This window comes from Streptomyces sp. NPDC054796 (assembly GCF_053611545.1).
The window spans coordinates 1-13,817 of sequence record NZ_JBSHAO010000082.1 but is presented as its reverse complement, the minus strand read 5'-3'; the positions used below and the strand labels follow the sequence as shown (position 1 = coordinate 13,817).

Annotated in this window: 10 protein-coding genes; 7 read left to right on the top strand and 3 right to left on the bottom strand. The window is 72.4% G+C overall.

All coding sequences use genetic code 11. The features are described from left to right. Positions 1-330 precede the first annotated feature (330 nt). The 3 genes from ACWGJ2_RS37255 (at position 331) to ACWGJ2_RS37245 (ending at position 3,378) form a co-directional block, all read left to right on the top strand. Entirely contained in the window at positions 331-867 is a 537-nt protein-coding gene (locus ACWGJ2_RS37255) for a cysteine dioxygenase (protein ID WP_453350817.1), read from the top strand. Between the two features lie 163 nt (positions 868-1,030). Continuing rightward, on the top strand, positions 1,031-1,999 hold the full coding sequence (gene cofD / locus ACWGJ2_RS37250; RefSeq protein WP_453350816.1) for a 2-phospho-L-lactate transferase: 969 nt from the start codon (positions 1,031-1,033) through the stop codon (positions 1,997-1,999). Next, complete coding sequence (locus ACWGJ2_RS37245) at positions 1,996-3,378, top strand: coenzyme F420-0:L-glutamate ligase (RefSeq protein WP_453350815.1); 1,383 nt, start codon at positions 1,996-1,998, stop codon at positions 3,376-3,378. Before cofD ends, ACWGJ2_RS37245 begins: the two co-directional genes overlap by 4 nt. 36 nt (positions 3,379-3,414) lie before the next feature. Here the strand turns inward: ACWGJ2_RS37245 and ACWGJ2_RS37240 are convergent, their stop codons facing one another. From ACWGJ2_RS37240 to ACWGJ2_RS37230, 3 genes are all read right to left on the bottom strand, one after another. Then, complete coding sequence (locus tag ACWGJ2_RS37240) at positions 3,415-4,332, bottom strand: DNA-3-methyladenine glycosylase family protein (protein WP_453350814.1); 918 nt, start codon at positions 4,330-4,332, stop codon at positions 3,415-3,417. A gap of 384 nt (positions 4,333-4,716) precedes the next feature. Further along, positions 4,717-5,799: a sugar phosphate nucleotidyltransferase gene (locus ACWGJ2_RS37235; RefSeq protein ID WP_453350813.1), complete on the bottom strand. Its 1,083-nt coding sequence runs from the start codon at positions 5,797-5,799 to the stop codon at positions 4,717-4,719. 132 nt (positions 5,800-5,931) lie between these two features. After that, the gene (locus ACWGJ2_RS37230; protein ID WP_453350812.1) at positions 5,932-7,380 is read right to left on the bottom strand and encodes a peptidoglycan recognition protein family protein; all 1,449 of its coding nucleotides are present in this window, start codon (positions 7,378-7,380) and stop codon (positions 5,932-5,934) included. A 149-nt stretch (positions 7,381-7,529) separates the two neighbouring features. Between ACWGJ2_RS37230 and ACWGJ2_RS37225 the strand changes: the two genes are divergently transcribed. The 4 genes from ACWGJ2_RS37225 to ACWGJ2_RS37210 all read left to right on the top strand — a co-directional run bounded on the left by ACWGJ2_RS37225 (position 7,530) and on the right by ACWGJ2_RS37210 (position 13,745). Continuing rightward, positions 7,530-8,303 (top strand): TIGR03089 family protein, encoded by a 774-nt coding sequence (locus ACWGJ2_RS37225; protein WP_453350811.1) that lies wholly within the window; start codon positions 7,530-7,532, stop codon positions 8,301-8,303. Between the two features lie 154 nt (positions 8,304-8,457). Then, positions 8,458-9,843, top strand: a complete 1,386-nt coding sequence (locus tag ACWGJ2_RS37220; protein WP_453350810.1) for an LCP family protein — start codon at positions 8,458-8,460, stop codon at positions 9,841-9,843. Positions 9,844-9,967: 124 nt separating this feature from the next. Continuing rightward, positions 9,968-11,776 carry an LCP family protein gene (locus ACWGJ2_RS37215; RefSeq protein ID WP_453350809.1) on the top strand — a complete coding sequence of 603 codons (1,809 nt, stop codon included), beginning with the start codon at positions 9,968-9,970 and terminating at the stop codon, positions 11,774-11,776. A gap of 307 nt (positions 11,777-12,083) precedes the next feature. After that, positions 12,084-13,745: an LCP family protein gene (locus ACWGJ2_RS37210; protein WP_453350808.1), complete on the top strand. Its 1,662-nt coding sequence runs from the start codon at positions 12,084-12,086 to the stop codon at positions 13,743-13,745. The last annotated feature ends 72 nt before the right edge of the window (positions 13,746-13,817 follow it).

Here is a 13,817-nt window from a genome sequence, read left to right as displayed (position 1 = left end):
TTGTCCTGTGCGGCCTGTGCACAAACCTTTCGACTCGGGGCGTAACCGGATGTGGTGAAACATTACGACCAAACGCGACAAGCAGTTGACAGCGGGGCAGCTCTATGGGTTCCTTGACCGCATGTCACTGACCTCCCAGCTGCGTCAGGCCCGCGTCGACGGGTCCCTTCGAGCTGCCTCGGGTCACTGTCGCTGTCGCTGCTGTTGAGGCTCACCCTCTTCACCTCTGCTTTCCGGTCTCTTTCCCTCCGGTCGCCCCGGGCCGCTCCGGCCCCGCGCGGCGCTCACCGGGCCTCTTCCGTTCCTCCAGCGCGAAAGCACACCTCTGACGTGAACAGCGACGTCGAGATCGCGGGCGACCCGCTCGCGATCCCCCATCTCCTTCCGCCGGTCCCCGCGCACCCCGTCACCGTCGCGGGCTTCGCCGCACTGGCCGCCTCCCTCGCCGGTGACCGCTCCACGTGGGAACCGCTCGTGCGCTACGACGCGACGACCCGCTGGTACCACCGGCTGCGTACCGGACCCGGCTACGAGGTCTGGCTGCTGAGCTGGCTCCCGGGCCAGGGCAGCGGTCTCCACGACCACGGCCCCTCCTCGGGTGTCCTCACCGTCCTCGACGGCGAGTTGACCGAGCACAGCGACAGCGGGGGCCACGGCACGGGGCACGGCAGCGGGCGCGGCGGGCGCGCGCGGCGTCTCCTCGCGCCCGGCGCGCAGCGGGTCTTCGCACCCGGCTACGCGCACGAAGTCGTCAACGACGGCCTCGAACCCGCCGTGAGCCTCCACGTGTACTTCCCCGGGCTGACCGAGATGCCCATGCACGCGCCCCACTGCGTGCCAGGGGCCCGGCAGCCGACGACGGTCTGACGCGGACGGTGCGCGGCCCCGGGGGCCTGGGGCGCGGCGGCGCGCGGCGCGTCCCGCGCACCGGGCCGTCACCCTCCCCCCGCGCGCACCGTCACCCCCACCCGTGCGCCGTCACTCTCCCCACCCGCTCACCCGGCGGCCTCCGGCTGACATGCTTATGGGCATGCAGCGCATTGTGGTTCTGGCCGGGGGCATCGGCGGTGCCCGCTTTCTTCGCGGACTGAAGTCCGCCGTACCCGACGCGGAGATCACCGTGATCGGCAACACCGGCGACGACATCCACCTCTTCGGGCTCAAGGTCTGCCCTGACCTCGACACCGTGATGTACACCCTCGGCGGTGGCATCCACGAGGAGCAGGGGTGGGGCCGGAAGGACGAGTCCTTCGCGGTCAAGGAGGAGCTGGCGGCGTACGGCGTCGGGCCCGAGTGGTTCGGGCTCGGCGACCGCGACTTCGCCACCCACATCGTCCGCACGCAGATGATCGCCGCCGGCTACTCGCTCAGCGACGTCACCGAGGCGCTGTGCGCGCGCTGGCAGCCGGGCGTGCGGCTGCTGCCGATGACCGACGACCGGGTCGAGACGCACGTCCTCATCGACGACCCGGACAGCAAGGAGGGCCGCAGGGCCGTGCACTTCCAGGAGTACTGGGTGCGGCTGCGGGCCTCCGTCGACGCGCAGGCCGTGGTGCCCGTCGGCGCCGACAGCGCGAAGCCCGCGCCCGGTGTGCTGGACGCCATCTCCGAGGCCGACGTCATCCTCTTCCCGCCGTCCAACCCCGTGGTCAGCGTGGGCACCATCCTCGCCGTGCCCGGCATAAGGGAGGCCATCGCGGAGGCCGGGGTGCCCGTGGTCGGCCTCTCCCCCATCGTCGGGGACGCGCCCGTGCGCGGCATGGCGGACAAGGTGCTCGCGGCCGTCGGCGTGGAGTCCACCGCCGCCGCCGTCGCGCAGCACTACGGCTCGGGGCTGCTCGACGGCTGGCTCGTGGACACCGTCGACGCGGACTCCGTGCAGGCCGTCGAGGAGGCGGGCATCCGCTGCCGGGCCGTGCCGCTGATGATGACCGGCACCGAGGCCACCGCCGCGATGGCGCGCGAGGCGCTCGCGCTCGCCGGGGAGGTCCAGGCGTGACGCTCTTCCCCCACCCGGAACCCTCGTCGCCCGCGCCCTCCTCGTACCAGGTGTGGGCGCTGCCCGGCATCCCCGAGGTGCGCCCAGGGGACGATCTGGTGAAGCTCGTCGCGGACGGCGCGACCGTGCCCGGCATGCCGGGGCTCGCCGACGGCGACGTGCTCATCGTGACGTCGAAGATCGTCAGCAAGGCCGAGGGCCGCATCCTGGAGGCCGACGACCGCGAGGCCGCGATCGAGGCCGAGACCGTGCGCGTCGTCGCGCGGCGCGGGCCCGCGCGGATCGTCGAGAGCAGGCACGGCTTCGTCATGGCGGCGGCCGGGGTGGACGCCTCGAACACGCCCAAGGGCACCGTGCTGCTGCTGCCCGAGGATCCGGACGCCTCGGCCCGCGCCCTGCGCCTGGGGCTCAGGGAGGCCCTGGGCGTGGACGTCGGCGTCATCGTCACGGACACCTTCGGGCGGCCCTGGCGCACGGGGCAGACCGACGTGGCCATCGGCGCCTCCGGCGTACGGGTGCTCAACGACCTGCGCGGCGGCGTGGACAGCCACGGCAACTCCCTCGGCGTGACGGTCACCGCCGTCGGGGACGAGCTGGCCGCCGCCGGCGAGCTGGTCAAGGGCAAGGCCGACGGGCTGCCCGTCGCCGTGATCCGGGGGCTGCCGCAGCACGTGCTGGAGGGGCCGGTCGAGGCACCGGGGGCGCCCCAGGCGCGGCCCGAGGAGTCCGCGCGCGCCCTGGTGCGCGACGCGGCCAGCGACATGTTCCGGCTGGGCACCTCGGAAGCCGTGCGCGAGGCCGTCACGCTGCGCCGCACGGTGCGCGAGTTCACCGCCGAGCCCGTGGACGGTGCCGCCGTGCGACGGGCCGTCGACGCCGCCGTGACGGCGCCCGCGCCGCACCACACGACGCCGTGGCGCTTCGTGCTCCTGGAGACCGAGGAGAGCAGGCTGCGGCTGCTGGACGCCATGCGGGACAAGTGGATCGCCGATCTGCGCGCCGACGGCAAGTCCGAGGAGAGCATCGCCAAGCGCGTGCGGCGCGGCGATGTGCTGCGTAACGCGCCTTACCTGGTCGTGCCCTGCCTGGTCATGGACGGCTCCCACGCCTATCCGGACGCGCGGCGCAACGCGGCCGAGCGGGAGATGTTCGTCGTCGCGGGTGGCGCGGGCATCCAGAACTTCCTCGTCGCGCTCGCCGGTGAGCGCCTGGGCTCCGCCTGGGTCTCGTCCACCATGTTCTGCCGCGACGTCGTACGGGACGTGCTCGCGCTCCCCGGCGACTGGGACCCGATGGGCGCCGTCGCCGTCGGCCACGCGGCAGCGCCGCCCCGGGAGCGTCCGCCGCGCGACGGGAACGACTTCGTGGTGGTGCGCTGACGTCCCGCTCGGCGCGCGGCCTTCACAGGCGCGCGCTCAGAGTCGCGCGATGTCCCCCACGGGGAAACGGGGCTGCCGACGGGCGGGCTTGCGGCCGGTCAGCAGGATGAGCCGGGCCGCGCGGTGCCGCTGGCCCTCGTACGGCGCCAGCAGCTCCAGCATGCCCGCGTCGTCCGTGTCCCGGGCGCCCGTCAGCGCGTAGCCGATGATGCGCGGCAGGTGGAGATCGCCGACGGTGAGCGCGTCCGGCGCTCCGTTGCTGCGCTGGAGGGTCTCGGCCGCCGTCCAGGGGCCGATGCCCGGGATCGCCTGGAGGCGGGCCATCGCGTCCGGCAGCTCCATGGCCGCGGCCTCCTCCATCCTGCGGGCGCGCCGCACCGCGTGGACGATCGCGGCCGAGCGCTTGCCGTCGACGCCCGCGCGGTGCCACTCCCAGGACGGGATCCGGCACCAGGTGTGCGCGTCCGGCATGACGTGCAGGTTCTCGTGCGGGCCCGGCGCGCGCTCTCCGTGGCGCCGCACCAGCAGCCGCCAGGCGCGGTACGCCTCCTCCGTCGTGACCTTCTGCTCCAGGACCGAGGGGATCAGCGATTCGAGCACCAGCCCCGTACGGCCCAGCCGCAGCCCGGGGTGGCGGCGGTGCGACTCCTGGGTGAGGCGGTGGTGCGCGGTGAAGGCGGAGGGATCGTCTTCGGCGCCGAGCAGCGCGGGCAGCCCGTCGAGCGCCCACTCGGCGCCCGCGCCCCACGCCTCGGCCCGCACACCCCCGTCGCTGCCCTGGGTCAGCCGGAGCGTGGCGGGTCCCTGCGGGGTGCGGGTCCCGCGCCAGACGGCGCCACCCTCGACGCGGTGGCAGGGGTCGTACGGGCCGCGCCGCAGCACGCTCAGATGGCCCCGCACGTCGTACGACGGCGGCGGGGTCCAGCTTCGGGTGAGGGGCGCGGGCTCGGGCACGCCCGAAAGCGTAAGGGCCACGACTGACAGGACCCGCCGCCGGGGCGCTCGTGTGATGTGAGGGCGGCTCCTCGTGTGAGGGGCGCGGCTCCCTGGCGCGGGCGCGCCCGGCACCGGCGCGGGACGCACCAGTGCCCCCGTCACGGCCCCGGCGCCCCGCGCGCCGCCTCCACCGGCCGGGCCGAAGGCCCGGCACATGACGCACGGTCCAAAACCAGCGCGGGACCCTACAGTGCGCATCGCACGGGCCAACCGCCCCGCGCAACACCCCCACCGACCGCGCTGACACGGGCCGAAGGCCGCGTGCCCCGCGCGAGCAGGCGCCCCCGCCCCCGCGCGAGCGGGCCCCGCACGGGGCGTGTGCCCACGACGGCGGGGAACCCACTACTGGTCGGAAGAGAAGCGCACCGCGCCCGTCGGGATGCGCGCGTCGCACCACACGCGGATGCCGTCCCGCAGCTCATTGCCCTCACCGACGTGCGCGCCGTCGCCGATCACCGCGCCGTCGAGCACCGCACCGGCGCCGATGCGGGCCTCAGCGCCGATCAGCGAGTCCCGGATCTCGGCGCCGGGCTCCACGACGGCGCCGTCCAGCACCGTCGAGCCGTCGATCCTGGCACCGGAGCCGACCACCGCGCGGGCGCCCACCACGGTGCCGCCCGTCAGCTTGGCGTCGGGCGCGACGTCGGCGGTGCCCAGGACGAGTCTGTCGCCGCATCTGCCGGGCACGGCAGGGGAGGGCGCGCGGCCGAGTACGAGGTCGGCTGAGCCGCGCACGAACGCCTGCGGGGTGCCGAGGTCGAGCCAGTACGTGGAGTCGACCATGCCCTGGAGGTGGGCGCCGTCCGACAGCAGCCCGGGGAAGGTCTCGCGCTCGACCGACACGGGGCGGCCCAGCGGGATGGAGTCGATCACGGCGCGGTCGAAGACGTAGGCGCCCGCGTTGATCTGGTCGGTGACGATCTCCTCCGGCGTCTGCGGCTTCTCCAGGAAGGCCGTCACCCGGCCGTCGTCGTCCGTGGGCACGAGGCCGTAGGCGCGCGGGTCGTCCACCCGGGTGAGGTGCAGGGAGACGTCGGCGCCCGACCCTGTGTGGGTCTCCACGAGGGCGCGGATGTCGAGCCCGGTGAGGATGTCCCCGTTGAAGATGAGCACCGGGTCGCCGGGCGCGGAGTGCAGGCGGGAGGCGACGTTCCGGATGGCGCCGCCCGTGCCGAGCGGCTCGTCCTCCGTCACGTACTCCAGGTGCAGACCGAGTTGGGAACCGTCGCCGAAGTACGGCTCGAAGACCTCGGCGAGGTAGGAGGTGGCCATCACCACGTGCTCGACACCTGCCGCGCGGGCCCGCGCCAACTGGTGGGTGAGAAAGGGCACACCCGCCGCCGGGACCATCGGCTTCGGCGTGTTCACGGTCAGCGGACGCAGCCGGGTGCCCTTGCCCCCGACCAGGAGAATCGCTTCTGTCACCTGTTTCTCTGCTTCCTGACGGGGCCTTGGCCGGGTGGCCGGCGGCCAGTGTATGCAGACGCGCGCACACTGCCCGGCGGCCCACCCGGCCCGCCCATCAGGGGACGGCCGAGGAGCGCTCGCTGAGCGGCGTCAGCGGCCCTGGAGCCGCGCCGCCGCGGCGCGTACGGCGCCCAGCTTGCGGTAGAGCTGGGCCCCTGGGCACGAGGTGACGAAACCGTCGCGGTGCCCGGCAATGGCGTTGAACGTGACCTTCGTGCCCTTCTTGTGCTTGGTGCCGCCCCCCGAGGTCATGACGGTCGTGCCGAGCGGGTTCACCCCGTGCAGCCCGAGCTTCCAGGCCGCCACCTGCGCCACCCCGTCCACGGCGGGCCCGGGCGGCGGTGACTTGTCGAAGGAACCGATGACGGCGATGCCCGTGCTGTTGGAGTTGAAACCGTAAGTGTGAGCGCCCATGACGGGCTTGGCCACACCCCCGGCACGGCCTTCGTAGATGGTGCCGCACTTGTCGACGAGGAAGTTGTAGCCGATGTCGCGCCACTTGCTGCTCTTGACGTGGTAGCGGTAGATGCCCCGGATGATGGAGGGCACCTGGGAGCAGCTGTAGGCGTTGCTCATGGCGGTGTGGTGCACGAACGCGGTCTTCACCGTGTCCGTGTAGGAGAAGCCCTTCTCCCGCAGGTTCTCGTCGGCCCCCCACTCCTGGCGCTCGACGATGCGCGGCTGGGGTGCGGCGCGCCCCTTCCCCGCCGTCTCGGCCCTGCCGCCCTTGCCCGAGCCCTTGTGCGCCGTGCGCCCCTGCGACGTGTCCGGGGGCTTCGGGCCCGGGTCGACGAGTTCCAGGCGCAGGCCCTCGGGGAGCCCCGGCTTGGGATCGGGGTCGCCCTGTCCGGCAGCCGCCTCGGGCAGCACCCGCACCTCTACGCCGTCCGAGGCGCCGACCCACAGGGGAGCCGAGGCGCCACGCGCGGGCGCTGCCCCTTGCTCGGGCGTCCCCGCCTCGGGCGCTTCGGGCGCCTCGGGCGCTTCGGGGCCGTCGCCGTGCGCCTCCAGGTCCCGCCAGTCGGTCCATCTGCCGCTCGCCTCGGCGCGCGTACGGACCTGGATGTCGCCGTGCAGCTCGGTGGCCGCGTCGTCCCAGACGACGCCGACCAGCGAGAACGGCTCGACCTTCTTGGGCGCCAGGCCCTCCCCGCCGGGAGGGCTGCCGCTGGGTGCCGAGAGCGCCCTGGAGTTGTCGCGGGGCGCGGAGGAGAGGGTGGAGAGGGGAGCGAGCCGCAGCGACTGGGTGCTGCCGGGGAGTTGGCCGTCGCGCCCGGCCGAGGCCGGGGAGCCGTGCGCGGCACGGTCGGCGCGGGCGGCGCGGGCGGCGGGCGCTCCCGCCGCTGGCACGTCGGCTGACGTCGCGGGCACGTCGGCTGACGCCGCGTCGGCCGCCACGGGCGCACCGGCGGCGCCCTGGACGGAGAGGCCGGAGGCGGAGGTGGGGGCGGCTGGTACGGAGGGCGCCGAGGGCGCGAAGGGCAGCAGCAGGGCCGCCGCGCATGCGACGCCGATCGAGGAGGCAACAGATGCACGCATAACAATGATCCTGGACATAAGGGGGGAAATCTGTCTATTCGTCATCTGACGCCACGTCGGCCACACCGCCGCTTCCACCGGCACCTCCCCGGTACCGCTCCACGCCTCCGACGCCTCCTCAGAAGCCCCGCGCGCGTACCCTTGCGCGGATGAACGCTTCCGATCGCACCCCCGCCGACCTGCTGCGTTCCGCGCTCACGGCGGACCCCGCGCGGCCCCTGCTGACCTTCTACGACGACGCGACGGGCGAGCGCGTCGAACTCTCGGCCGCCACCCTCGCCAATTGGGTGGCGAAGACGGCGAACCTGCTCCAGGACGACCTCTCCGCCGAACCGGGCGACCGGCTCGCTCTGCTGCTGCCCGCGCACTGGCAGACGGCCGTATGGCTGCTCGCCGCCGCCTCCACCGGCGTCGCCGCCGAGCTGGGAGGCGACCCGGCACGGGCCGACCTCGCCGTCAGCGGACCGGAGCCCGAGGACCTGGAGGCCGCGCGCGCGTGCGGCGGCGAGCGCGTGGCGCTCGCCCTCCGGCCGCTCGGCGGGCGCTTCCCGCAGCCGCCGCCCGGCTTCCTCGACTACGCCGTCGAGGTGCCGAGCCAGGGCGACCGCTTCACGCCGTACGCGCCCGTCGAGCCCTCGGAGACCTTCCTCGTGCTGCCGGGGGGCGAGGAGTTGACGGGCGAGGCGGCCGTGGCGCGGGCCCGCGAGGACGCGGCGGCGCGCGGGCTCGGGCCCGGGTCCCGGCTGCTGTCGGCCCTCCCGTACGACAACTGGGAGGGCGTCAGCGCCGGGCTGCTCGCGCCGCTGGCGGCGGGCGGCTCCGTGGTCCTGTGCAGGAACCTCGACCGGCTCGACACCGCGTCCATCGACAAGCGGAAGGAGAGCGAGCGCGTCACCCACACCGTCACCAGGCCCGCCGCCTGACGGCGCCGGTGCGTCCTGACAGTCCGATGATCGGCAAAGCGAGCGCGTCCGCGTACAACCCTGTACGCGGTTGAGGCGTCTGCCTACGTAACCGGCGCCCGCACGCCTGTACGCGCGCAGAACGCGCCGCCGACCATCGAGGGATGACGCAGACGTGACCGACGACCCCGGAACACCCGGCACAGGAGCCACCTCCGGCACCGCACCCGCCACGGCGGAGACGGCGGACGCCAGAGGCTCCTCCGGGACTCCGGGGTCCGCCGCTCCCGGATCCGCCACCCCGGGGTCCGCCGCTCCCCACTCCCGCCCCGGCCCCAGGAAGCGGCGCCGCTGGCTGCGGGTGCTGGCGCTGGCCGCCTCGGTCGCCGTGCTGGCCGCCGCCGGTGTGGGCTATTCGCTCTACAAGAAGCTCGACGGCAACATCCACACCGACGTCAGCACCGAGAACGACCTGCGGCGGCACGAGGCGGACCGGCCCACGCCCGAGCCCGACGTACCGGCAGAGGTGCAGAACATCCTGCTGCTGGGCTCGGACTCGCGCAGCGGCAGCAACGGCAAGTACGGGCGCGACGGCGGCGGCCAGCGCTCCGACACCGCGATCCTGCTGCACATCGCCGCCGACCGCTCCAGCGCCACCGGCGTCTCCATCCCGCGCGACCTGATGACGGACATCCCGGCCTGCGAGAAGCGCGGCGGCGGGCGGACCGAGGCACGGTTCGCGCAGTTCAACTCGGCGTTCCAGACCGGCGGCGCCGCCTGCACCATCCGCACCGTCGAGAAGATGACGGGGATACGGATCGACCACCACCTCATCGTCGACTTCAGCGGCTTCAAGAAGCTGGTGGACGCGGTGGAGGGCGTGGAGGTCTGCCTCCCCGAGGCAGTCAAGGACACCGACGCCAAGCTGGACCTCCCGGCCGGGCGCCAGACCCTGTTCGGCGAGGACGCGCTCGGCTACGTCCGCGCGCGGCACGCTCTCGGGAACGGCAGCGACACTCAGCGGATGGATCGTCAGCAGCAGTTCCTCGGATCCCTTGTGAAGAAAATGCGCAGCAATGGTGTCCTGCTCAATCCAGCAAAGCTCTATCCGGTTCTGGACTCCGCGACCTCCGCACTGACAGCGGACTCGGGGCTGGATTCCCTGACGGAGCTGTACGAACTCGTGCGCAGCGTTCGGAATATCCCCGAGGACGACGTGCGATTTCTTACGGTGCCCCGACAGTCGTACGAACTCGATATCAACCGCGACGAACTGGTGCAGCCGGAAGCGGACCGGCTCTTCGAGCAGTTGCGGCAGGATCGTCCTGTCCGCGTCAAGGGTGACGGGGACGGCGGGGGCGACAAGGCCGATATCGCGGACGCCAAGCCCGGAGAACAGAACGAGAACGGGAATGAGAAGGCGTCACCCTCCGAGAGCGGTTCGGGTCATATGAGTGACGCGAGCGGCGAACCGTCGGATGACGATGCGCCAACGTACAGAGGAACAACAGCGGCTCGGGACATCTGTGCAGCGGACACCGCAGGGAATGGGGTGAATTGACCGCTTCTGAGTTCGTGGAATTTGTCACCGACGTCGCTCCGCCTCGAACCTGCCGGATAGTGTGAACGCTCCGGTCCGCCCCGATGGGGCGACGCCAGGCGGCAAATGGAGGACTTACGCAATCGTGAACGCGCAAGGCCGTGGGCACGCGGGCGATATCGATCCCGCGGATCAGTGGGTGTTCAACCCGAACACCGGCAGCTACGAGCTGCGGCTGAACCCCGTTGCCGACGACGCCTCCTCCGGGGGCCCGTACGGCAACAGCCGACCGACCGCTCCGCGCCAGAGAAGACCGGCCTCGGAGTCCTCCGCTCCGTCCGCTCCGTCCTCCTCCCCGTCGGCCTCGTCGTCCTCCGCCGCCGAGGACCACGACGGCCCTCCCCCGGGCACGACGCGACTCCCCTCGCAGCGGCGGCGCGGCAAGCAGGCCGCGGCCGCGGCCACGGCCGCCTCCGGGCACCGGGCGGGCGGCGCCGGTGGTGGTGGCGGCAGGGGCAGCAACCGCCGCCGCGCGAAGCAGGGTCCGTCGCGGAAGCGGAAGGTGCTGCGCTGGGGCGGCGGCACGCTGGGGCTGCTGCTGGTCGCGGGCTGCACGGGCGGCTATTTCCTGTACCAGCACTTCAACGGCAACATCAACAAGGTCGACGTCGGGATGCACAACGACGCGGTCTCCGGCGGCCCCGTCAACATCCTCGTCATCGGTACGGACGCGCGTGAGGGCAAGGGCAACGAGGGCTACGGCGACGCGGGGAGCGTCGGCCACGCCGACACCACGTTCCTCTTCCACGTCTCGGCGGACCGCTCCAACGCCACCGCGCTCTCCATCCCGCGCGACATGATCACCGACATCCCCTCCTGCCCGACGAAGCAGAAGGACGGCTCGACGAAGACCGTCCCCGGGGAGCGGCAGGCGCGCTTCAACACCAGCCTCGGCCAGTCGGGGCGTGACCCCGGCTGCACCTGGCGCACGGTGGAGGAGCTGACGGGCGTCAAGATCAACCACTTCATGATGGCCGACTTCAACGCCGTCAAGGAGCTGTCCACAGCGGTCGGCGGCGTCGAGGTCTGCGCGGCCAAGGACATAGACGACCCCAAGTCCCATCTGAAGCTCAAGGCGGGCAAGCACACCATCAAGGGCGAGCAGGCCCTCGCGTTCGTGCGCACCCGGCACACCATCGGCTTCGGCAGCGACCTGAGCCGGATCGAGTTGCAGCAGCAGTTCCTCAGCTCGATGATCCGCAAGATGAAGTCCGGTGACACCCTCACCAACCCGTCGAAGCTCTACGACCTCGGCAACGCCGCCACCAAGGCGCTGACCGTCGACACCGGCATCGGCACCGTGGGCAAGCTGACCGACCTGGCCCAGGACCTCAAGCGGGTGGACACGAAGAACATCACCTTCGCCACCGTGCCCGTCGTCGACAACCCCGACGACCCGGCCACCGTCGTGCTCGACGAGGCCAAGGCCACGCCGCTGTTCAAGATGGTGCAGGCGGACAAGTCGCTGACGAAGACCAAGAAGGACAAGAAGGAGAAGTCGGAAGAGGCGTCCAAGGCCAAGAAGGTCCCGGCCTCCGAGGTGCGCGTCTCCGTGACCAACGGCGGCGGTCCCGCCGGTGCGGCACAGGAGACCGCGAACTGGCTCGCGAACGAGAAGGGCGTCGGCGCCGCCACGAACGACGGCAACGCGCCGGAGCAACTCGACAAGACCAAGCTGGAGTTCAGCCCCTCCCAGGCGGGACAGGCGGCGACGCTCGCGGACATGCTGGGCCTGCCGAAGTCGGCGCTCAAGGAGCAGTCCACCGGCGGCAGTTCGATGACGCTGACACTCGGCAAGGACTTCACCACCCCGGGCGATCCCGTCGACGCGCCGGCGAAGGCGCCGGAGGGCGTGCAGAACGTCCACGCGGACAAGAACGTCTGCGCAAAATGACACATTGACTACAACCCCCCGGCCGCCCCGCCAGGCGGCCGGGGTCGCTTGACATGAGGAACGGGGAGGTCCCGTGCGGCACAACAGCATCCGAGGTCAGTGGGAGCGGCCCCCCACGGCCCGTGACAGGGGCTGGGACGACTCCCTGTACGAGGACCAGGGGCAGCGGACACCACGGCAGCGGAGGGCTGAGCCGGACGGCGCGGCACAGAACGCGGCCCAGGGCCCCGCTCAGGGTTCTGCTCAGGGTTCTGCTCAGGGCCCGGTCCAAGGGGCGGCTCAGAGCCCGGCCCAGGGCGCGGCCCAGGTGACCGGCAACGGCGCCGAGGGCGGCGCGCACGCCACGGCCGCCGGCCCCGGCGGCGGGGGCGGCGAGGGCGACGGCGACGGCAGCGCCGACGGCGGGCGCGGCGGAGGCGGCGGCCAGGGCGGCGGCGGGCGCGGCAAGCGAAAACCCCAGCGCAGGAAGAGACGCGCACTGCGCTGGTTCGTCCTGTGCCTCTCCCTGCTGATACTCGTCACCGCGGGAGCGGGCTTCCTCTACTACCAGCACCTCAACGGGAACCTCAGCAAGGACGACCTCAACCTCGGCGACAGCAAGCTCGACAAGACCGACCCGAACGCGCACGGCCAGACCCCGCTGAACATCCTGCTGCTGGGCTCCGACTCGCGTAACTCCAAGGAGAACGTGAAGCTCGGCGGCGCCCGCGCCGAACAGGGCCGCGAACCGCTCGCCGACGTCCAGATGCTGCTGCACGTCTCGGCCGACCGCAGCAACATGTCGGTCATCTCCATCCCCCGGGACACCAAGGCGACGATCCCCAAGTGCACCGACCCGGACGACGGGAAGGTCTACGCGGAGACGACGGGGAAGATCAACACCAGCCTCCAGAACGGCGGTCCGGGCTGCACCGTGGCCACCTGGGAAGAGCTGACGGGCATTCCGATCGACCACTTCATGATGATCGACTTCGCCGGTGTGGTCTCGATGGCCGACGCGGTGGGCGGCGTCCCCGTCTGCGTCGACAAGAACGTCTACGACCCCAAGTCGAAGCTGCGCCTGGAGAAGGGCGAGTCGGTCGTCAAGGGCGAGCAGGCGCTGCACTGGCTGCGTACCCGGCACGGCTTCGGCGACGGCACCGACATCGGCCGCGCCCGCGCCCAGCACATGTACATGAACTCGATGGTCCGTCAGCTCAAGTCCGGTACCAAGCTCACCGACCCGGGCAAGCTGCGCGACCTCGCGGAGGCGGCGACGCGGGCCCTCACCGTCGACGAAGGCCTCGGCACCGTCAAGAAGCTCTACGACCTGGGCAACGACCTCAAGCGGGTGCCGACCGGGCGCATCACCATGGCGACGATGCCCTGGGAGTACGCGGAGGGCGGCTACGTCGTCCCCAAGGAGGGCGACGCCGACCAGACGTTCTCCATGGTGCGCAACGACATCGCGCTGGACGGCAAGGACAAGAAGAAGGAGACCGAGAAGTCTCCCGAGCCCACCGAGCCGTCACGCCCCGAGGCCGAGATCCCCGTACGGGTCATGAACGGCACGGGCACGGCGCTCCAGAGCCCCGTCACGGGCCGGGCGGCTTCCATCGCGCAGACCCTCGTCGGCGAGGGCTTCACCCAGGCGACGGCGGACCAGACGCCCAAGTCGCAGGCCGACACGACCATCAGCTACCCGAGCGAGAGCAGGCGCGGCGACGCGCTCGCCGTCGCGAAGGCCCTCGGCGTCCCGGAGCGCTCCGTGCGGCACTCCAGCGCGGTGCAGGACGTGACCCTGGTCATCGGCACCGACTGGCGCGAGGGCACCGGCTACCCGAAGCAGGCGGACGGCGGCTCCGACGACGGCAAGGGCGACGGCGGGAGCGGCGGCGACGGCGAGGAGAAGGCCCCGGACAGCGCGGACGCGCTGAACGGCGACGACAAGAAGGCGTGCATGGAGGTCAACCCGACGTACACGTGGTGACGCCCGACAAGAAGCGACGAGGAGGGGCGGCCCGCACGGTGCGGGCCGCCCCACCACGTCGCGCACCTCCGG

Excerpts from the sequence above, each read along its gene's own strand:
- ACWGJ2_RS37225 (WP_453350811.1), top strand. The coding sequence starts at position 7,530 with ATGAACGCTTCCGATCGCACCCCCGCCGACCTGCTGCGTTCCGCGCTC.
- cofD (WP_453350816.1), top strand. The coding sequence starts at position 1,031 with ATGCAGCGCATTGTGGTTCTGGCCGGGGGCATCGGCGGTGCCCGCTTT.
- ACWGJ2_RS37230 (WP_453350812.1), bottom strand. The coding sequence starts at position 7,380 with ATGCGTGCATCTGTTGCCTCCTCGATCGGCGTCGCATGCGCGGCGGCC.